Annotated in this window: 14 protein-coding genes; 3 read left to right on the top strand and 11 right to left on the bottom strand. The window is 68.2% G+C overall.

The annotated features are described in order from the left end of the window. Positions 1-61 precede the first annotated feature (61 nt). Positions 62-760: an enoyl-CoA hydratase-related protein gene (locus MJ785_RS07950; protein WP_239310153.1), complete on the top strand. Its 699-nt coding sequence runs from the start codon at positions 62-64 to the stop codon at positions 758-760. Between the two features lie 131 nt (positions 761-891). Here MJ785_RS07950 and MJ785_RS07945 read toward each other — a convergent pair whose 3' ends face one another. Together MJ785_RS07945 and MJ785_RS07940 are read right to left on the bottom strand one after the other, a co-directional pair. After that, positions 892-1,593, bottom strand: coding sequence for a methyltransferase domain-containing protein (locus tag MJ785_RS07945; RefSeq protein WP_239310154.1), 702 nt, complete (start codon positions 1,591-1,593; stop codon positions 892-894). Further along, entirely contained in the window at positions 1,512-3,809 is a 2,298-nt protein-coding gene (locus MJ785_RS07940) for an adenylate/guanylate cyclase domain-containing protein (RefSeq protein ID WP_239310155.1), read from the bottom strand. Before MJ785_RS07940 ends, MJ785_RS07945 begins: the two co-directional genes overlap by 82 nt. A gap of 445 nt (positions 3,810-4,254) precedes the next feature. Between MJ785_RS07940 and MJ785_RS07935 the strand changes: the two genes are divergently transcribed. Both MJ785_RS07935 and MJ785_RS07930 read left to right on the top strand, forming a co-directional pair. Beyond that, the gene (locus MJ785_RS07935) at positions 4,255-7,239 is read left to right on the top strand and encodes a helix-turn-helix transcriptional regulator (protein ID WP_239310156.1); all 2,985 of its coding nucleotides are present in this window, start codon (positions 4,255-4,257) and stop codon (positions 7,237-7,239) included. Positions 7,240-7,492: 253 nt separating this feature from the next. Continuing rightward, the gene (locus tag MJ785_RS07930) at positions 7,493-8,260 is read left to right on the top strand and encodes a DUF5995 family protein (RefSeq protein WP_239310157.1); all 768 of its coding nucleotides are present in this window, start codon (positions 7,493-7,495) and stop codon (positions 8,258-8,260) included. A 65-nt stretch (positions 8,261-8,325) separates the two neighbouring features. Here the strand turns inward: MJ785_RS07930 and MJ785_RS07925 are convergent, their stop codons facing one another. From MJ785_RS07925 to MJ785_RS07885, 9 genes are all read right to left on the bottom strand, one after another. Then, on the bottom strand, positions 8,326-9,246 hold the full coding sequence (locus MJ785_RS07925; protein WP_239310158.1) for a phosphate/phosphite/phosphonate ABC transporter substrate-binding protein: 921 nt from the start codon (positions 9,244-9,246) through the stop codon (positions 8,326-8,328). Positions 9,247-9,361: 115 nt separating this feature from the next. After that, a complete protein-coding gene (locus MJ785_RS07920; protein ID WP_239380292.1) occupies positions 9,362-11,695 on the bottom strand; it encodes a WD40 repeat domain-containing protein in 2,334 nt (777 codons plus the stop codon). Then, a complete protein-coding gene (locus tag MJ785_RS07915; RefSeq protein WP_239380291.1) occupies positions 11,661-13,577 on the bottom strand; it encodes an AAA family ATPase in 1,917 nt (638 codons plus the stop codon). The genes MJ785_RS07920 and MJ785_RS07915 overlap by 35 nt, the downstream gene beginning before the upstream one ends. Further along, on the bottom strand, positions 13,574-14,026 hold the full coding sequence (locus tag MJ785_RS07910) for a hypothetical protein (RefSeq protein ID WP_239380290.1): 453 nt from the start codon (positions 14,024-14,026) through the stop codon (positions 13,574-13,576). The genes MJ785_RS07915 and MJ785_RS07910 overlap by 4 nt, the downstream gene beginning before the upstream one ends. 229 nt (positions 14,027-14,255) lie before the next feature. After that, positions 14,256-14,585, bottom strand: coding sequence for a 5'-nucleotidase C-terminal domain-containing protein (locus MJ785_RS07905; RefSeq protein WP_239310888.1), 330 nt, complete (start codon positions 14,583-14,585; stop codon positions 14,256-14,258). A gap of 430 nt (positions 14,586-15,015) precedes the next feature. Further along, positions 15,016-16,101, bottom strand: coding sequence for a glycosyltransferase family 2 protein (locus MJ785_RS07900; protein ID WP_239373710.1), 1,086 nt, complete (start codon positions 16,099-16,101; stop codon positions 15,016-15,018). Between the two features lie 62 nt (positions 16,102-16,163). Further along, complete coding sequence (locus MJ785_RS07895) at positions 16,164-16,982, bottom strand: carotenoid biosynthesis protein (protein WP_239310887.1); 819 nt, start codon at positions 16,980-16,982, stop codon at positions 16,164-16,166. 121 nt (positions 16,983-17,103) lie between these two features. Continuing rightward, entirely contained in the window at positions 17,104-17,754 is a 651-nt protein-coding gene (locus MJ785_RS07890) for a GNAT family N-acetyltransferase (RefSeq protein WP_239310886.1), read from the bottom strand. A 146-nt stretch (positions 17,755-17,900) separates the two neighbouring features. Then, positions 17,901-20,432: an FAD-dependent oxidoreductase gene (locus MJ785_RS07885; RefSeq protein WP_239373678.1), complete on the bottom strand. Its 2,532-nt coding sequence runs from the start codon at positions 20,430-20,432 to the stop codon at positions 17,901-17,903. Positions 20,433-20,474 lie beyond the last annotated feature (42 nt).

The following is a 20,474-nucleotide window of genomic DNA, read 5'->3' as shown; positions in this document are numbered from 1 at the left end:
TCGGAACAAACCGATCGCCAGTGTCCCGCGCGGCTCCGGATACTTCTAGGAGGCACAGCAGATGGCAGATCTGACCCGTGACGGCGAGGTCTTCGTCCTCGATCTCGGTGACGGCGAGAACCGCTTCAACCCGGGTTCGATCGGTGAGCTGAACCAGCTGCTCGATGAGGTGGTGGCGGCGCCGGGACCAAAAGCCCTGGTCACATCGGCCCGTGGTCGGATCTGGTCGAACGGGCTCGACCTGGCGTGGATGGTTGGGAACTTAGGTGAGGTTGACCAGTTCCTGGTCCAGGTGCACGAGCTGTTCGCCCGGGTGCTGTCTTTGCCGTTGCCGACCGTCGCGGCCTTGCAGGGCCATACGTTCGCCGCGGGGGCGATGCTCGCGCTGGCTCACGACCAGCAGGTGATGCGGGCCGACCGCGGGTACTTCTGCCTGCCCGAGGTGGACATCGACTTCTCGTTCACCATCGGGATGACCGAACTGCTCAAGGCACGGCTGCCGGTACGCGCCGCGCATGAGGCGATGACCACCGGCCGTCGGTACGGCGGCCACGATGCGCTCGCCATCGGCATCATCGACGCTGTCGCCGACGAGGGCAAGGTGCTGCCGGCCGCGGTCGACGCGGCCAGGGCGCTGGCCGGTAAGCCCGCCGGGACGCTGGGGGCTATCAAGTCCCGCCTGTACGCGGATGTCCTCGCCGCGCTGCGCATCCCAGAACGGATAGTCATGCCTGGGTCGGCCCCGCCCACCCAGCGCTGAAGGCCGTCGGCCCAAGCCCGCCCCGCGGCCGGGGCAGCGCTGGCGGATTTTTTCCAGCTGCGCCCACAATGAGCGGAAAAAGAACCCAGGACATCCAGCCGGGGCCCATCTCCGCCAGTTGTATTCCGTTGTCATAATGATTCCTCGGCCGCGTGGCTGGGCGTATATGATCGTCTGCCCGTCGCCACCCAGATGGTCAGCGTCGCGAGGAACTCATTGCGGGCGGCGGCCGTATCAACCGCGGCGAACCACTCGCCACGGATTCCGTCGGGAATCATTCCGGTCGCCGCCGATATCCGGGCATCGAACATCGGCAGTACGGAGGTCGTCGCACCCGGGTCCGCGAAGCAGCAGGTGACCGGCGTGGCTTCGATTTCCGTCGCGCCCGCGCGTACCAGGCGCCGCCGCAGGGTCCGGCCCATACTGGGGTGGCACAGCACCTGGTTGTACAGGTGCCCTTTCATGGCAGCCACCAGCTCCTCGGGAAGTCCGTCGACCGCCATCGACTCCCAGTCGGTGTCTATCAGGCATATCCGGCCACCGGGCCGGGTTACCCGGACAAGCTCGGCGATCGCCCGGTCCGGGTCCGTGACGTGCTGCAATACCCGTTCGCAGCGCACGCCGTCGAAGCTGCTGTCGGGGAAATCGAGTGCGGCAACGTCGCCTTCGACGTAATGCACGGCGCTGCCGTCGTGTCGCTGGACCGCTACCGCCAGCGCGGCGGTGGAGAAATCCAGGGCGATGACCTCGCCTACCGGCGCGACTTTGGCGGCGATCGTACGGGCAACCTCACCGCCGCCGCATCCAGCGTCAAGCAGCCGCTGGGCGGGCATTGGCCGCAGCGCCCGCTGCGCCGCCCTGCGTACCCGTTGTATCTCCGGATGGGCTGCCATTCCGTCCAAGGCCGCGAGCATCGAATCGATGAAACCCGGTTGCATCTGATCAATATTGGAAAACGGGCTGCGAATGGTCGGATCCTGCGACATCGGTCTATTGTGACCGGCGGGTCAACATTTTGGTGAACAACGCGCCTCCAGTCCGCTAGCTGACACGGACCAGCGCTCCGCTGAACCACATCAAAACTTTGCGGGGCGCCAGCGGAGATGGCCTGGGCCGGTTGAAGGCGGAGACTGCCACGCCCACACGGAGACCGCTGATAGCGGCGTGCCGCGGTATCCCGACCGGCTCGGGCGCCTCGGTCAACGCCGTTGCCGGGGCGACGGCCCCGGATCGCTGTCCGGCCTGGCGTGGAGCCGACGAGCTGGACAGTGGCGGAGGCCGAGCGAAGGGCGGGATCCGCCGCGCCGCCGTGGCGATCGGCCGGTAGGTCCGGCCCGCCGTGGCGTGCGTTGGGACGATGCCGCCTGCTGGGCCGGCGAACGCGCACCGTGCCGCGGGAAGATGACGATGTGGTGCGACGCCGCACAGTACCCGTGTCAGATCGGGAACGGTCACCCAGCGGGCGGGCACGTCGCTCGGCGCCGGTCGTACGGGTCAGCTGGGACAGCCCGTCCAGCCATTGAGTGGCTCGGCCATGGTGGTCGGTCCGGGCGGTACGCGGCAGCTGCGAGTATGCCACCGCGCTCACCGCGGGATCCGTGAAGTTGTACTCGGGCCAGGCGGTCAGGGTGGACACCGGCTGCCGGACGATCAGGTTGGCCTTCTCCAGCCGGCGCAGGGCTGTGCGCGCGTGGTCGCGATCGGTCCGGAGCAGGAAGGCAAGCGCACCGGCCGTCACCTGCTGACCGAGGACGGAGGCCGCGAACACCGCGGCCCGATCAGCTGGGTCGAGCCGGTCGAGCCGGGCCGATACGGCGGCGCGCACCGGCTCGGGCGTCGCTAGGCCGGCGTCCGAGCGAGCTGGCGTGCCCTGTCCGGCAAGCTCCTCGACATATGCCTCGGCGTACATCGGGTTTCCGCAGGCGAGCGGGAGCAGCTGGCGGACGAGCGTCGGCGGCTGTCCGGCCCGGTGCAGCAGCTGACGCAGGAGCAGGCTCGTCTCGGCGGCGTCGAGCGAACCCACGTGGACGGTGTGGTCGGCCCTGAACCAGGAGAAATCCTGGATATCGGGCCGATATGTGATGATAATCACCAAGGGCTGTGGCCGCGACGCGGTGGTGACCAGCTCCCGTACGGCACCGGTGGTGGCGGCGTCGGCACAGTGCAGGTCCTCGATCACCAGGACGGCAGGTTGCTGGGAGGCCACGGTGCTCGAGGCGCCGTCGACGGCCACCGGGCCGCCCGTCATCTCGGCGAGTGCCTCGGCGAGGCTCCCGTCGAGTGAGCATCGGGTGATCCGCCACCGCACCGGCTCTCCCGCGCCGGCGCCCACGAGGTGGGCCAGTTCGCGGACCAGGCGCGACTTACCGCTGCCAGCTGGCCCGACTACTGACAGTACCTGTGGTGTTCCGTCGCGGTAAGCGCGTTCGATCCATCCGGCCATGGCACCGAGTTCCGCCCGCCGGCCGACCAGGGGAACCTCCTTGCCATGATCTGCGGCTGTCGGGCCGGTCGTGACCTCGAGCGGCCGCCATAGCTCCAGCGGCTCCGGCTTACCGGCGACGGTAGCCGGGGGCAGCTGCCGGTATCGGATGAAAGATTTTGTGGCGTTGTGTGTGCTATTGGTGACAATAACGGTATCCGCGGCGGTGTGAGTCTGCACCCGTGCCGCCGTGTTCACGACGTTGCCGCTGACGAACCCCTGACCGCCGTCCACCGCGGCAGCGAGATCAACCAATGCCTCACCGGTGGCGATCCCGACCCTTGTCCGCACCAGCCGTCCGCTCGGCATGAACCTGTCATGCAGAGCCTTCCGCAGCTGCATTCCGGCCCGTACCGCCCGGAAGGCGTCGTACCCGTCGGAACGTGGGACGCCGAAAACGGCCATGACCGCGTCCCCGACATACTTCTCCACCACGCCGTTCCATCGGTGAACCACCTCGGTCACGGCTGCGAAATACTCGGTCTGCAACGCTCGCACGTCTTCCGGGTCCAGGCTGCTGGCAAGCGACGTGAAGCCGACCATGTCCACGAAGAGCACGGTAACCACCCGCCGCTCCTCCCGCGTGGCCCTAATGGGCGGGGGTTCCTGCGGGGTGCCGCTGCGGGCTTGATATCGGCGAGCGGGACCGGCTGCGTTGTGACATGGCAGCCTGTACGCGTTCATCGTGCAAAGATGGCAGTTCACCATGTAAGGATGGCAACTGTTCGACCAGTCACCGGTCTTTCGCCCCGCAGGAATTTCCATGATCTCCTCCTGTCGTAGCCACTACCACACCCCCCGTGCGGGGAGCCACATCTTCCGGTGGCTTATGCCCGGGTACCGGCGGGTCGCGCAGGCACCCGTCGCGGGCGTCTGCTGCCTGGCCGAGCGGACAGGTGAAACGGTTCCAGTAAAGGACCATCCGAGGATCGGTAGAACGACGTATGTCTGAAACTTGCACTCTTCATGTCGGAGATCTGATTGACACATCCGGCCGACCTCACCGCGGCCTATGAGGCCGGCCGGGGGCGAGTGCCCGTTCATTGGCCGCAGCGAGGACCTCGCGGTCCTGCGGGCTGCGCTGCTCAAGGTGGAGCACGGGGAGACCGCCGCCGTCTTCGTCGTGGGGGACAGCGGTGTGGGCAAGACACGCCTGCTGGCCGCGGCTGGTGAGGAAATGTCGCGGGCCGGCGCGGTGGTACTGTCCGGCTCCTGCCTGGACATCGGTGACGCCTCGCCGCTGCACCCGCTGCGGCAGGCCCTGCTGCGCGTCTCGCCGGAATGGGAGCGGGCCAGGCCGCTGGCTGCCACCGTGTTGCGGGAGCTCATGGAGATCCTGGATGGGGAGGCGACCAGCTCCGATGGCGCTGGGGCGCTGCTGGAGCGGCTATCCCGCGGGTTGGGCACGGTGGCCGACGGCCGGATACTTGTTTTGATCATTGATGATCTGCAGTGGGCCGATCGGACCACCCGGCAGTTGCTGCTCTATCTGTTGGCTGGTCTGGGCGGTGTGCAGCTGCTCCTGCTCGGCGCGGTACGGGCGGAGAGCCTGCATGGCTGCGATCCGCTGCGGCTGATGCTGATGGAGCTGCGGCGGTTGCGGTCCGTGCGCCTGGTGGAGCTGTCACCGCTGGGCCAGTCGGAGACGGAGCGGCTGGCCACCGCGATCGTGGGAGGCCCGCTCGATCCAGCCGCGATGGATCTGGTGTGGACGCGCAGCGGCGGGAACCCCTTCTTCGTGGAGGAGCTGGCCCGCGACGCCCGCGATGGGCGCGTGGGCCTGTCCGACACGCTGCGGGAGATCGTCCTCGCCCGGGTGGCCCTGCTGCCGTTACCGGCGCGAACCGTGGTGAGCGCGCTGGCCGCCGCGGTGAAACCGGTGGAGCACGAGCTGCTGGCTCAGGTCGTGGACCTTGAGGAGGTGCCGCTGATCCAGGCCATCCGGACCGCGGTGGACAAGCGGATCCTGGTGGCGGCTGAGGAGGGGTACTGGTTCCACCACCGACTGATCAAGGAAGTGCTGGAGCCCGGCCTGTTGCCGGGCGAGCGGGTCCGGCTGCACCGGCGGTACGCCGAAGCGCTGTCGACCCGGTCCAGCGGGCGGTTGCAGAACGCAAGCCTGGCCTATCACTGGCGGCTGGCCGGCGAGCGGGCCCGCTCGCTCCAGGCCGCCATGGCAGCCGCTGAGGACGCCGAACGGCTGCACGGGCTGGCCGAGGCTTTCCACCATTGGACGGACGCCCTGGAGCTGGCCAGGGAGCTGGGTGGTGGCGAATCGGTCGATGTCGACATGACCGTGCTGTGGCAGAGCACCGCCGAAGCCGGCCATCGGTGTGGGGAGCATGAGCGGGCGCTGGCCTTGCTGGAAGAGCCGGGAGCGTACGGCGCGGCCCCGCCGCCGTGGGGGGTGTACATCCGCCGGGCCCGCTACCTGGCGGCTCTCGGCCGCCTGACCGAAGCCGAGGTCGAGTACGAGCGAGCGCTGAAGGACGATCGGTGCACCGCGCCGGACAAGGCGACCGCCGCGGCGCACTCCGCGGAGCTGTTGCTGTTGCTGGGCCGCCACGCTGACGCCGGGAAGCGGGCCTGTGAGGCTCTCGAGCTGGCCCGCGGCGTCGAGGACTCCGCCTCGTCCGTGGTTCTCGCCGGTGCCGTGCTCGGCGCCAGCCAGGCCTACCTGGACGATCCCACCGCGGGCGTGGTCACCGTACGGGACGCGCTGCGCACGGCTGAGCGGCTCGGTGGCCTGGTGGACATCGCCCGTACGTACGTTCAACTGGCCGAGTTGCTGACCGGACCGCTCAACGAGCTGGAGGAGGGCGTGGCGGTGGCCCGCCACGGCGCGGACCGCGCCGAGCGGGACGGACTCGGCCGCACCTACGGCACCCGGTTGCTGGCCGTGGCCGCCAACGGCCTGTTCCGGCTGGGCTGGTGGGCGCAGGCGGAAGAGGTGATAGCCGCGGCCTTCCACCATCGGCCGTCCGGCGCGGACGCGGTGGAGCTGCTACTCGCCCGCTGCCGGGTACGCATCGGCTACGGTGACCTGGACGCCGCTGAACGCGACCTGGAAGCCATCGACACGCTGCTGGCCGCCGGTGGTGGCGCCCGGCACATCTTGCCGCTGCTTACTCTGCGTGCTGGACTCGCCATGTGGCGCGGCCGGCCAGCCGAGGCCCGCGACGCGATACAACAGGGGCTTGACCTGGCCGAAAGCCGGTCTGACGATGTCTGGCTCCAGGCTCCGCTGGTCTGGCACGGGCTGCGCGCCGAGGCGGAAGCCCGCAGCGGCGGCGCCGAGCCTGACGGGCAGGCTGTCCGCCGCCTGTGCCAGGTCGCTGCATGCATCGCTCGTGACAGCGCCACCGCGGCCGGACCGGTACGCGAGGCGGTCACCGGCTACCAGGAGCTGTGCTCGGCTGAGATCAGCCGGCTTGAAGGACGCTCCGAACCGTCGGCGTGGGCGCGGGCCGCGGAGGCCTGGGAACGCCGTAAGCATCCGTACCCGGCCGCGTATGCTCGGCTGCGTCAGGCTGAGGCGCTTTTCGCTCAACGTACTCGGAATGCTGAAGCGACCCATGCTCTGCAAGATGCTTACCGCACCGCCACGGATCTCGGCGCCCATCCCTTTCTTGAAGAAATCAGGGGCTTGGCGGAGCGCGCGCGGGTCCCATTGCCGGAGCGATCGGCCTCCGGTCCACCGGTCGCCGGGGAGCACGACGCGCCGCGTCAACCTGGCGTGGCGTCCCCCGCCACGGCCACCGGGACCCCTTCCGCTGGCCGGCGCGCATACGTCGACGAACTGGCGGTTCTCACCAACCGGGAACTACAGGTGCTCGCGCGGGTCGCGGCCGGCGACCGTAACCGCGAGATCGCGCAGCTCCTGTACATCAGCCCGCGTACCGTCGGGGTCCATATCACACATATCCTTGAGAAGCTAGGGGTTCGTACCCGAGTGCAGGCTACGGCGATCTACCAGCGCAACCAACGGCGAGAGTGAGCTGTCGCGCCGCACTGAAAGAGGCGCGCGCCGACGATAAACAATCTATTTTCCCAAAATACGTCGTTACACTGATGCCCTGACGGCTGGGCGTTGGAATCCTGCTACCTGAGCACCTGGACGCCGGAGCGGTGGCTCCTGAAGCTCCTGCCAGGTGACCCGCGCCCAAAGGCGCCATAAAACCGGTGGACCGGACCGAAGCTGACAAGCATGATGTCGATGGGTCCGCGCCGAGGACGAAGTGGAGCGCCGTATGAAGCAGCTGGTCTGGGGAACCGTACAGCAGGAGATCACCAACATCGTCGCCGGCAACCCCAGCGATGTTTCCGATGTTGTCGCCCAGCTGGGCGAGCTGAAGGTGATGCTGCAGAAGGCAACTCCGGAGAATGCGCAGAACCCGATTGCCGACTTCAACCACCTGTACTGGACCATCACCAGCATGATCCTTAAACACCTGCGGCAGGGGGACTTCCAGGATCCGGGGTTCCTGACACTGCTCGATGTCGAGTTCGCCAAGCGCTACTTCAATGCGCTCCGCCTCTGGGGGGAGTCGGATCCCGATACTCCGGAGGCCTGGAAGGTGCTTTTCAGGCGGCTGAACGACCGCGGCGTGCACGCCCTGCCCGCCGCGGTCGCGGGAGTGAACGCGCATGTCAACTTCGATCTGCCGTTCGCCCTGCTCTCGACTTGGAAGGCGCTGGGGTCCGGCCCGTCGAAAGAGGCGCAGCATCAGGACTACCTTCTCATCAACCAGGTGTTCTTCGAGGCGATACCCGAGTTGCGGCGCAGCTACCTGAAGACCTGGCAGCTCTTCATCGACCGGCTGAACGGGAGACTCGACGACTGGTACGAGGATCGCCTCGTGGAGTTCACCCGAAATCTTGCGTGGACGGAAGCGGAACGGTTGTGGTCGATACGCGACGATGTGGAGGCACTGCGCCGGCTGGGCAGTTCGCTCGACCGGCACACGGCGCTTATCGGCTGTGCCCTGCTCTCTCCCATCGGTGCACTACTGCAGTAGGCCCTAGGCCCCCGTTGGTGCCGACGCCGGTGCGCCCCGCTCCCGAGCCGAGCCGGCATTGTTGGTCAGTTGTCCACGCAGGACTGTTCCCCGACGGTTTTGCACACCGCGCGTACGCTGTCGTAGTTGGCGTCGGTGACAGGTCCGAAACCGTACGCATATCCGTCGGTGATGGCACACTGGCCCTCGCAGAACCCCTTTGACCGCAGGTAGTCGGCGTTGGCTTTCTGTTGCAATGCTGTGATTATTTTTCCGCGTAGTGCCACTGGCAGACTGTTATTGATCACCAGTGGGCCGCCGGGAATTTCCTCGGATTTCCATAGGATTTTGATCTCGCCGGGCTTGAGTTGCCCCTCCTCGAGCAGCCGATGATTAACTACTGAATCGTAGGCGAATCCGGCGTCGCACTGCCCGTTGGATACCGCTTCTACCGAGGAGTCGTGACTACGGGTAAAGATCGCCGTGAGATCATTTTCCGGCGAGATACCGTTTTTTAGTAGCGCGGCTTTTGGGTACAGATATCCAGAGGCGGAGTTTTTGTCGACGAAACAGACCTTTTTGCCACGGAAGCCGGCGAGAGAGGTGATTGGTGAATCCGCACGTGTGATGCCATAGGAATAGTATCCCGGGATGTCTCCCTTCTCGACCACCCGGGCCGCCACGGCAGTGGCCTGGGTACCCAGCCGCTTGACGCGCACATAGGAGAACGGTCCCATCTCGGCTATGTCGACCTGCCCGGTGCGGACACCTTCGATGACCGTCGCGTAGTCCGGCGCGGCCTGAAACCGGATCTTCCTGCCGGTCTCTTCCTCAAGCAATCTGAGAATCGGCCGGAAGGATTCCTCCAGGGGTCCGGAGGGGCGGCTGGGAACCGCTGTGAAAATCAGTGTCCTGGTGGAGTCCTCACTATTATTGACGGACGAGTGGCAACCGGCTGTTGAAAGGGTAAAGAAAACTGCCACCAGTCCAGTGAAGATGCGTTTCATCTGCATTTTCCTCCGGCTCTCGATCAGGTTCCCTGGTCCGCGCAGGAGTGGTTCTGAACAGCTTTCTCCCGGCTGGGACCAGGTGTGCGAGCAAAGATGAGAAAATGAAGCCACGTTAACTGGCCTGTCCGGTAGGGCAGGTTTCCCGGTACGGCAGCACCGGAATGTAGCGGGCCCACTCGTCCCTGTCGAGACTTCCTCCCGCGATGGCGCACGCATGGTGTACCGCGTATTTCCGGAGGTCGTCGAGACTCGTGAGATCCCACAAGATGGCCGTACCGTCGCTGCTGCCGGTGGCCAGTGTGTGTCCGTCGGGCGCGAAGGCCACCGAGGTCACTGATTTGAGATGATCGGTGAGGGGCTGGCCGAGTCGTCGCGGCCGGCTCCGGTCGGCGACATCCCAAAGGATGACAGTGTGGTCGCTGCTGCCGGTGGCCAGTGTGTGTCCGTCGGGCGCGAAGGCCACCGAGGTCACTGATTTGAGATGATCGGTGAGGGGCTGGCCGAGTCGTCGCGGCCGGCTCCGGTCGGCGACATCCCAGAGAATCACCATACCGTCGCTGCTGGCAGTGGCCAGCGTATGCTCGCCGGGCGCGAAAGCCGCGGCGGTCACCGCTGTTCGGTGACCGGTGAGGGGCTGGCCGAGTTGCCGTGGATGGTCTCTGTCCGTGACGTCTTCCAAAGTCACGTTGCCGTCTGGATCGCCGCCGATGGCACGGGTTCTCCCGGACGGCGACAGGGCGAGAGACAGCGTCCGGTCACGGTAGCCAGCCGGGGGTGCTTCGAGTTGTTGGGGCCGCGTCCGGTCCGTGATGTCCCAGCCGATATCGGAGCCGTCCGAGCCGCGGCCGACGAGGGTGTTCCCATCGAAAAACACCTCGGTCACCGGAGTGTGATGGCCCAAAGGCGGGCCGAGCCTCTCCGGCCGGTTGGTGAGATCCCAGAGAAAGGCGCTGCCGTCACCGCTGGTGGTAGCCAGTGTGTGCCCGTCGGGCGCGAATGCCACCGAGGCCACAGGCCCTCGGTGACCGGCTATCGCCTGTTCGAGCCGTGCCTGAGTGGGATCGGTGATGTCCCAGAGGGAGACGATACCATCGCTGCCGGTAGCCAGTATGCGTCCGTTGGACGTGAACGCCGCGGAATACGCCGGCTCTTGGTGGCCGGCCAGCAGCGGCCCGTCCCGGCGGGGATGGCTTCGGTCGCGGACGTCCCAGCGGACCGCGCTGCCGTCACCGCTGGTGGTAGCCAGCGTCTGCCCGTCGGGCGCGAATGCTACCGAGGTCACCGGCCCGGAATGAGCGGTCCGCTCCTGTTCGGGGTTGAGCCAGCGGGGGTGGGCACGGTCGATGACGTCCCAGAGGTGCGGCGTGCCGTCGCCGTCGCCGATGGCCAGGGTTTGCCCGGCCGGTGCGAAGGCCACTGATACCGCGCTGCCGCCGCTTCCGGCCAACGGCTCCCCGAGGGCATGGGCATTGGCATGGTCGGTGACATCCCACAGAACCGTGGTGCCGTCGCCGCCGCCGGTGGCCAGCGTCCGTCCGTCCGGGGCGAAAGCCACGGAAACCACACTGCGTTGTTTGCTGAAAGGCCTGCCGAATGCATGGGGCTGCCCGGGGAAGGGCTGTCCGTATGCGTCGGCGCCGTGCTGGCCGGGGAGTTCCCACAGAAGTATGCTGCCGTCGCTGCCGCCGGTGGCCAGTGTCTGTCCGTCCGAGGCAAAAGCAACAGATGACACAGTGCCGCTGTCGTTGCGAAGAGCTCCTCGGTAGCGCATGGCGGTGAGTGTGCTGAGCAGACCAGAATGGGTTTCGTCGCTCGGGTGGATGCGATAGGCCGCAACGGCAAGTTGCAGAGCGACGCGGGGGTCGACGGCTCGAATGGCGTCGGCTTGCGCGATGAGCTGCCGGGCGGTTGCGATTTGCTGTTGGGATCTGGCGTCTCGTTGGTTGATGACGGCCACGCCGGCTCCGACCAGCGTCAGAATCAACAAGGCGGTGCTGGTGATGGCGAACAGCATGGTCCGGCGCGCTCGGCGGCGTTCAGCCTCGGCACGGGCGTTGTCGGCGTCGATGCTGGCAGCGAGAAAGCTCCGGGCGGCCGGGGCGAGGCTGTCGTGCCGGCCGGAGGTCTCGACCCGCTCGCGGGCCAGGGCCAGCCGGGTGCCGCGGTAGAGCAGGTCGGGGTCATTGCCGCTGTCCCGCCAGGTCTTGGCGTCGTCGCTGAGGCTTTGTTCGACGACGAGGGCGGACCGGTCGGTGTCGATCCAGGAACGTAGGGTTGGCCAGGCATGCAGCAGCGCTTCGTGCGTGATCTGCACGGTATCCTGGCCGATGGTGAGCAGGCGGGCCTTTTCGGTGGCGAACGCGTCGAGCACCGCTTCGACGGCGCTCCCGTCCGGGTAGTCGGCGATCAGTTCAGCGCGGGAACGCCGGACGTCGGGTGTCCTCACCTCCGTCGGCACTGACGTGCACGAGGCGGAGCAGCAGCCAGTGGGCCGCGGCCTGGCCGGCCTTGTCAAGCGCGGCATAGACCCGTTCGGCGGTGGTGGCGACGGCGTTGTCAATGCCGCCCGTCGCGGCGTAGCCCGCGGCGGTAAGCAACCGGTCGTCACGGTGCTGCCAGGTGGTCAGCAACGCATAGGACAGCAGCGGCAGGACGCTGACGCCGTGGACGCGGCCGGGTCCGACGCCGTCCATGGCTACGCCGACACCGAGGTCTCGCAGGAGAACCTCCACGAGGCCGGCTTCGAGATCGAGCCCGACTTCCTGCGCGGGGCGGCGGATGACGTCGATGAGGTCGGCGCGGGTCATCGGCCCGACGGGGACCTGGCCGTCGCTCAGCCCGCCGACGAGTTCGGGGTGCTCCGTGGCGCGGCCGTAGAAGTCCGCGCGCATCCCGATGACGACAAGGGCAGGAGGCGGGATGTTGTTCCGGGGGGTGCCGGCGGCGGTGAGTGCCCGGACGAAGGCCTGCTGGTCGGTGGCGGGGATGTCGTTGGTGAACAGCTCCTCGAACTGGTCGACGACCAACAGCATCCGCGGCGTCGGCGCGGCGGCGCCGGCCGTCGCCCCCGGCTCGGCGGTGTAGCCGGTATCGGCGGGCATCGCGGCATCAACAGCGCTCTCCGTGAGATCAGCCGCCCGTTGTGGATCATCTGCCAGGAGAGCACGAACAGCCTCCGGCTGGCTGCCAGTGGCGCGGGCCAGCAGCGAGGCCAGCTCGGCGAGCGGGTCCGAACCCGGGGTGATGATATGGCACGGCCATTCCCATGATCCGGGTACATCCAGCTTGCCGGCACGTACCGCCGGGATGAGCCCGGCGCGTAGCAGCGACGATTTGCCCGAGCCGGAGGCCCCCACCACCATCACCGGTTGGGGATCGGTGAGCCGGTCGGTGAGCCGCGCCAGCAGCGTGGCGGTGAGCGTGTCACGGCCGAAGAAGAATCGTGCGTCGTTCGGGCCGTAGGCCTCCAGGCCCCGGTAGGGGCAGATGTCTTCGACCGGATCGGTGTCGGTGTGGCTGTCGGGCCGGACTGTTTCCTGATCGTCGCCGGGCTGGCCAGGGCGGCGTGCGGGCGGGGGCGGCCGGTAAGCCCGATTGTCGGTGAGCATGAGATCACCGGCTCTGCCGCCGGCGTTGCGGCGCGGTTCCGGCCGGCCGGCGGCGGGCAGGGCACGGGCGAGATAACGGTAGGCGCGTTCGAGGGTGAGCCGCGGCGGGCCGGTCGGGTCACCCCTGGTCAGGAGGTCGATCAGCGCGCCGGTGAACGCGGTGTGCCGCTCGCCCGGCAGCGCCAGGGCCGCCTCCTCGGGTGCGGCGGCGGTGAGCAGGTAGCTGTCGCGGACGGCGGTCATCGCGAACACGTCATCGGTGCCGGTGAGCAGCGCAGCCGATGCCCGGCCGGCAAAACAGCAGTCCAGCACGACCACCACCGTCCGCGCCCGGCAGTTGGCGAGGGTGTCACGGAGGGTGCGGTAGGGAAGGGCCTGGTAATGCGGCGCCGGTGGCCGGGTCAGGTCGAGCGAGGCGGCGGTGGCCAGGTGCAGCTCGCCGTCCGGGCTGAGCAGCCCGTGGCCGACGTAGTAGACGAGCAGGACGTCGCTGGCCTCCCGGGCCGCGGCGCTGACCGCACGGTCGAACACGATCGGGTCGGCCGGGTCGACCAGCGTGCGCAGCCCCGGCTTGGGCAGGCCGCAGCGGTCTGTCAGGCACCGCGCGAGGTCGGTGACGGTACGGGTGACCGCGGGAACATCGGGCAGCCGTGACCCCGGCTCGTGCATGCTGGTACCGACGAGCAGCACCCGCACCCCCGGATTGGCCAGCCCGGTCACGGTGCGCGGTTCGCGCCGGGCTGGCCGCGGCGGGGACCCACGGGCAGGCTCGGGTCATCGCTCGCCACCGGGGGGAGCGGCCCGCTGAGTGCCTGGCCGCTGAGTGCCTGGCCGAGCTGGTCGATCTCGTCCCGGAGGCTGGCGGCGTTCAGCTCCCGTATCCGCCGTGCCGACAGCCGGATCGTGGTATGGCCGTCCCGCCGTTCCACGGTGATATCCACATCGCTGTGCCGGCTCCGAATCCAGGAGATCAGGCCTGCGAGCAGCACCGATACGGCACCGCCCGGACCCAGCGCGACGATCAGCGTATCGAGGGCCGACCCCAGCTGGCCTGGAGCCGGTGTCTGTTCGATGGACTCCACCCGGCCGCGTAACTCGTCTTCCGCGACCAGCCAGGCCTGCAACGACCGGAGATCGTCCGTGGCGCTTCCCAGCAGCCGTATTGCCACGTCCATATGTTTCCCCTCAATCGACCAGCGAGGCTTGCATAAGACCAGCATGAACGCACCCGGAGCGCTGCGTGGGCCACGACACCTCCAGCCGCCACGAAAAATAGTTACCACACCGAATTTTTCTCGTCATGGTACGGGGGCTGGGATGAGCGGAGCCCGCTGTTCCGCGTTCGTGTCGCCAACATCAGGTTTCGGTGATCCGGCAGGAAGTCGCGGGATTCAGCGGCTATCCGCCGATGGCCACGTTGCTTACCGTCGAGCCGACGGGTGCGCCGCCGCTGTAATTGTAGGTGATTCCGGCTGGTTGGAGGATCCGGTTGGTCCTGCCCCGCTGTTCCAGCACACGTTTGATGGCGCCGCCGCCGATGGTCATCACGGTGAGCGGGTTGTTGACCGGCTGAACGGTGAAGGGCTCGCCATAGGCGACCTCCCCGGGCTGTTCGCTACCGGCCGGCGTGTAGGTGAGATCAGCCCGCGCGCCACCGGGATTCATGAATGCGGCGGTGACGATGCTCGGTGCGTTCTTCAAGGTCATTCCGACGAACTCGATCTTCATGTCCGCGCAGTCTCGTACCATCCACGGTTTGAAGATCGGCTGGTTCCGCTGGGTATCGATGACGATTGGCCGCGAGGCATCCGAAGGCCGAGGTCGACTCGCGGCCGCGTGACCCCGGTCGACCTGGAACGGGGCAGCGGCCGACCAGCGTCGGAGGAGACAGGGAATCGGACCTCACGCACGAAGTGGGCCGTAGCGGCCGGATACGCCCGCCGGTATGCCATCGTGTTCCGTTCATCGGCTGTACGGCCGGTTTTCATCGGTCAGAGTGTGTTTGAGATCGGGCTTTCGATCAGTGAGCCGCGTCCAGGCGCCCCCTGGCAAGGCGGAAGGCCGAAGCGATACCGGATGAGTTGTATCGGTTTGGCCGACAACGCGGCCAGGGGGCACCTGGGCGCGGTGAGCCGGAATGACGATCTCAAACACGCTCTCAGACGGGACGGCCCTTCCAGGTGGCGGTGCCGCGTAGCCGCTGTGCCCAGGACAGCGCGGTCAGGTAGCCGAACACGCAGATGGACAGCGGGTGCGCCAGGGCGTCGGGCCAGCTCCGGCCGCCGGTGCGCCGTGCCGCGATCACTCGTCCAGCCACTCCCAGCGCATAGCCGGCGAGACCTGTCCGGGAACCGCGCAGCATGGCAACGGCCGGGAGCACGAAGAGCCAGGCCAGTATGCCGACCTGGCCGGCACTTGCGCGGATGCTTCCGCCGCCGGCCCACAGCGACTTCGCGTAGCCGTCGCGTAGCTGCGGCCAGCCGTGGTACATCCGGGTCCGGGCGATGTCCGTCCCGTCCGTGACAACCCCGCGCGCTCCCGCCGCCTTCAGCGCGCGCAGCAGCGCTATGTCCTCGAGCACATGGCCACGGACGCTGGTATGTCCACCGGCCTGGTGATAAACGGTCGTGTCGACGCACAGGAGCTGCCCGTTTGCCGCGGACAACGACGGACGCAAGGACTGTTCAGCCAGCCGCAGCGGCAGCAACGCCAGCCACGACCACTGCAGGAGTGGCTGGACCAGCCGTTCCGCGACCGTTCGAGCGTCCTGGCGGGGGTAGGGCGAGACAAGGCCGAGACCGCTCGCGCGCAGCAGCCCGACCGTCCGGGCGATCCCGTCCGGGGCGACGGTGACGTCCGCGTCGATGAACACCAGGACGCTCCCCCGCGCCTCATCGGCGAGCCTGGCGCACGCGTGCGGTTTGCCGAGCCAGCCGGCCGGCAGCGTGCCGCCGTGAATGATCCGGACGCGGGGGTCACCCTCGGCCGCCCTGCCCACCGCCTCGGCGGTGCTGTCGGTGGAGGCGTCGTCATAGACGATCACTTCAAGGTGGGGGAGCGCGACCGAGGCCAGCACCGCGGACAGGCACGCGGTCACCTGTCCGGCTTCGTCGCGTGCCGGCAGCAACACACTCACCAGCTCGGTCACCGGCTGGGCGCCCGGCGCGACCCGCAACAGACGGGCGTTCACCGCGGTGTGCACGGTGAGCACGCCCGCGGCGACCGTGCCTGTAAGCAGTGACAGCCGCGCCCAGCGGCCCGGCCGTGCCGGCCGTGAACGCCGGCCCAGGGCCGGTCGCCGGGAGGTCACGAGGCCCGCCGGTGCTGCCGGCGCGTTGCCACGGCCGCGGTTGCCGTACCGGCGAGCAGCGTCCCCATGCCGACGCCACCGGCGAACGCCACACCAGGACGGTCGAAGAACACCAGGTTCGCGAGCAACGACGAGGCATAGGTCCATCCGATCATGAAGATCGGCAGGTGGTCGGGGAACCGGTCAGCCGGGATGGCCCGCCGTCGCGGTATCAGGGCCAGGCTTCCTGTGATCAGAGTGCCCACGACCAGCCAGCCGGCCGTGTTCGACAGCGGAATGCCGTTGAGGGCGGGCCCGTCGCCCGACCATCGCCAGTAGCCGGCGGCCACCATCTGCGGGTCCAGATAGAGATCCCAGGCTGTCAGGAGCAGGCCTCCCAGCAGGGCGGTGATCATGGCGCTTGGGTGCGCTCCGGGGCCCGCGGCGTCACGACCACGTGACTCGGCAAGTCGCAGGGCGGTGTAGCGTCCCAGCGTGAAGGCTGGGTAGGCCATCATCGTCCAGGCCAACGGGATCACCACGGGTACTCCGCCGACGGCCGGCCCGAGGGTGCCGGTGTAGCTGTAGCGGCCGAAGACGAGGCCGGTGTGGACCCCGGCGATCTCGGCGGCCAGACCACCACCGACGCTCACCATGACCATGCGGGCAGCCCATCCGGCGCCGCGGGTACGGACCGCGTGGATAACCGAGGCCGTGGTGAAAAGCAACACCGACGTTACTGTGAGATCGTGTTTTCCGGCGTTCGTGACCAGGGGATACGGGATCTGGGCGGCGACGGTGGCAGCCGCGAAGGCCCACGGGAGAAGGCCCGCCACGACAGGTCTCGGGTATCGGGACCTGTCGTGGCGGGCCCGCGCGGGCCGAGACGCCGAAGACGGCACGAGGGTGCTCCGCCGTGCCGGGCCTTCCGGAACGCAAGGCCGAACACAGGCCGGATCAGACGGCACGTACCCGCGGGCCGTTGGCGCCGTGAGCCCGGCCCGTGCGCGGTTCAGCCTTGCGGGACCGGGACTCTCCTTCCTGGCCGGGCTCGGTGGGCGTGAGGTGTTTACCCAGCACCGCGTATTCGACCCAGCTTCCCGGGAACTGGAAGTTCGACAACAGCGGCACAAAACCCTCGCTGGCATACAGCCGCCGGGCACGGCTGTCAGGAAGTTCCAGCGCCGACAGCGCGGCCGTGCGCTGTGGCGCGTCCCGCAACAGTTCCCGCATCAGTTCGCGCCCCACCCCCTGCCCCTGGAACTCCGGCAGGACGTGGAATTCGACGATCTCCAGACAGTCCCCGAGCCACCGCACGGCGTCCTCGGGGGGCAGCGCGTCACTGACGACGTCGTGCCACCACTGGCCCTTCTGCCCGGGCAGGGCATAGGTGAAACCGATCAGACGGTCGTCCGGCAGCAGCGCCGCCACCGCGCGTAGATCCCGACGCTCAGCGTGCCGGCGGGCATGCATGGTCCGCTCGATCGCCGCACGCGCCGGATCAGGCTCGTGGACGTCCAGGAAGGCGGCCTTGTAGACGCCGATGACGTCGGTCAGCCGGGCACGCATCCGCGCGGGTGTCCAGCGGACCAGCCCGATGTTCTCCATCAAGCTTGCCTCCCTCGCGCACTTGTCCTCACCACGCACCATGTTGATCGGTCAGCCGTGGGCTGACCACTCGCGGGGCGTGTCCGTCTCGTACACCATCTGAGGTGCTCGACAATAACGGGTGCCCGCGGCGTCGCCGAGCCAGCTCAGGTGGGCACCGGTACCCGCGTGCTCCGTAGGCTGGTCCGGTCAGGACGCAGCGCCAGGTGAACGCCGCCGGGTCCGCCGTTGAGCAGATCCTCGACCAGGATGGCGAGGGCCGGCGCCTGTACGGTGCCGCCCGCGTTCGTCCCGGCGGCCACCACGACTCGCCCGCCGAAGGCGTCCACGGCCTCCAGCACCGGGAGGCCGTCTGGGGTCATCGGGCGTTCACAGGTGCGGCGGTCGAGGACCGGATGCGGCCCGGCTGCGCCGGGCGGCCGGGCAAGCAGCCGCCCGACGGTCTCCTCCAGCGCCGCCATCAGTTCCGCGACTCGCGGATCGCCCGCCCGCGGGCGGGCGAGGCCCAGATAGCCGAATCCCCCGCTGGCGTGTATCACGGCGGAGTCCGGAGACAAGGTGATGTTGACGACCCCGACAGGGTCCGGCGCGTGCACCTTCAGGGCGTGCCGCAGACCGGGATTGGGCATCGTCAGCGAAACTCCGAGGACGTGCTGGACCGTTCCAGACGATGCCGCGTCCGCACCCACAAGGGCGACCAGGTCACGCCCGCCGACCGTGACGATGACGGTGCCGGCCCGTCTGGTCGTACCATCGCTGAGGACGAGTTCCACCTCGTTCGGGTGGCTCTCACGGCCGTGGCCCGAATCGCCGTTCCCGACCTGGCGCAGACAGCGCACCGGGCTGCCGGCATGCACGGGCACGCCGACAGCCACAACGAGATCGCGGACGGCGTCGGCAAGCTGGTGGATGTTGACGGCGTACCCGTCGACTTCGACTGCGCCGTGGATGGCCGCGGGGGGCGGCTGATTCGGGTCTTCGGTCAGGCCGCCGGCGGCTGTCACGAGCGCGGGCCAGCGCAGCGCGATCTCGTCCGGGCTCAGGACGCTGGCCGCGGCGTCGATTGCGGTCTGCAGCCGCGTCCCGGCGGCGAGATCAGCCGCGGACAGGTAGCAGCGGGGCAGCCGAGCATCCCGGCGCAGCCGCTCGAAGGCGTGCGGATAGCGGGCGAACAACGTCTCCCAGCCGCGCAGGCCGAGCCGGTTGATACCGATCGCGAGATCAGCTGTGAGCGCACGCAGGCCCGGACGGTCGGTAAAGCCCTCGAAAGCCGCCACCCACTCACGCTCAGTATCACTGAGGGTGAGTGGGTCACGTAGCTGCCATCCGCCGTCCCGGGGTGGACGGGCGAGAACCGTGCGCCGGGACGCGTCAGCGTGTGGAACCGTCTCGGTCAGCGACAGGTGGCGTCCGTCGGTTCCGCCGTAGGTCGTGCCCTGCCGCTTCGGGTCAGTGTGGTCGGCCGGGGCCGCGTCCAGTACCCGCAGATTGCGCCATCCGGCCGTGTGCAGGCTCAGCGCGATGGTCAGCCCGACGATCCCACCGCCGATGATCACAGTTTCGGCGGGATCGCTCCGATGGTGACGCGGGTTGTGCGCGCGACGATCGGCCAGCGGTTCGCGGGCGCTCTCGGTGTCCAGGTTGCTGTCCAGGCCGGTGACCAGATCGGCAATCTCGCTGCTGGCGACGACGGTGAGAACCGCCTGGTCGAGATCTTCGGCGCAGCCGGGCATGCGCATCGCCGCTGAGCTGAGGGTGAAGCCCGGCCGCAGGACCGTGCTGTCCGGGAAGCGATCCAGGATCTGCCGGCGGAGCGGGTCGATCAGCCCAGGCGCGTTGTCGATGACGACGGTCAGCTCGCGTCTGGCGTAAGCATCTGTGACCGCGTCCTCGGTGAGAACGTCAGGTTCGCAGATCGTTACGATCCGGCTGCCGATGAACGTCTTAACCTGTTCCGCGCCGACCAGGCCGCGGGTCGGGTGCGCGCCGCCGACGGTCAGCGGTACCGCGACACTGAGCAGGTCAGAGCCTGCGAAAACAGTGTCGATGTCGGGGGCGAAGGTGACGGCCGCAGCCGTCAGCACATGTTCGGCCAGCCAGCTCACCCGGGCCTGCGGATCAGCAGCCAGGGACGGTGTGTGGACAAGAATCCGATGGCCTTGAGCGGCGGCGGCCCGCGCGACCCGCCCGTTTATCGAGCCGGCTCCGATCAGGCCGACTGTCAGCGGGGTGGCCAGCCCGGCCGGGCTGGCCTGCGCGATCAGCAGCGCGTCGACGACAAAACGGGCGATGTGGCGGGCGTTGACCTCGGGAGTGTTGACAACCGTGACGTCGTGACGGGCCGCGGCGTCACAGTCGATTGCCGCGAGCGAGGTTCCGCGACGAATGATCAGAAGTTTGTTGTGATCATTCTGTGCCCGGACTGCCGTCGCCCAAGCGGCTATCGTGCTCGCGTCGACGGGGTTGGCGCCGACGACCAGGGTGTGGGGCCGCAGCGTCGACAACGCCCCGGACAGCGCCGCTGGTGTGGCTGCGAGGTCCGCTCGCAGCCACACCAGCGGGAGCGAGGTCAGGGACAACCGGGTGGATTCGCCCACCCCGGTCGCCACGAGGATCCGGCGGGTGGGACGGGGCCGGTGCGAGCGGAAGTATATGCCGGGCTCGGCGGATGTGGACATTCCTGTTTCCATTCGGCTGGCAAGATCAGGCGAAACATGGCC

Origin of the sequence: Protofrankia sp. CiT1 (assembly GCF_917627335.1) — a bacterium.
Taxonomy (GTDB): domain Bacteria; phylum Actinomycetota; class Actinomycetes; order Frankiales; family Frankiaceae; genus Protofrankia.
This window is presented reverse-complemented; position numbering and strand designations above follow the sequence as displayed.

Excerpts from the sequence above, each read along its gene's own strand:
- MJ785_RS07890 (WP_239310886.1), bottom strand. The coding sequence starts at position 17,754 with ATGGAGAACATCGGGCTGGTCCGCTGGACACCCGCGCGGATGCGTGCC.
- MJ785_RS07935 (WP_239310156.1), top strand. The coding sequence starts at position 4,255 with ATGAGGCCGGCCGGGGGCGAGTGCCCGTTCATTGGCCGCAGCGAGGAC.
- MJ785_RS07885 (WP_239373678.1), bottom strand. The coding sequence starts at position 20,432 with ATGTCCACATCCGCCGAGCCCGGCATATACTTCCGCTCGCACCGGCCC.
- MJ785_RS07945 (WP_239310154.1), bottom strand. The coding sequence starts at position 1,593 with ATGCCCGCCCAGCGGCTGCTTGACGCTGGATGCGGCGGCGGTGAGGTT.
- MJ785_RS07905 (WP_239310888.1), bottom strand. The coding sequence starts at position 14,585 with ATGAAGATCGAGTTCGTCGGAATGACCTTGAAGAACGCACCGAGCATC.
- MJ785_RS07930 (WP_239310157.1), top strand. The coding sequence starts at position 7,493 with ATGAAGCAGCTGGTCTGGGGAACCGTACAGCAGGAGATCACCAACATC.
- MJ785_RS07925 (WP_239310158.1), bottom strand. The coding sequence starts at position 9,246 with ATGAAACGCATCTTCACTGGACTGGTGGCAGTTTTCTTTACCCTTTCA.
- MJ785_RS07950 (WP_239310153.1), top strand. The coding sequence starts at position 62 with ATGGCAGATCTGACCCGTGACGGCGAGGTCTTCGTCCTCGATCTCGGT.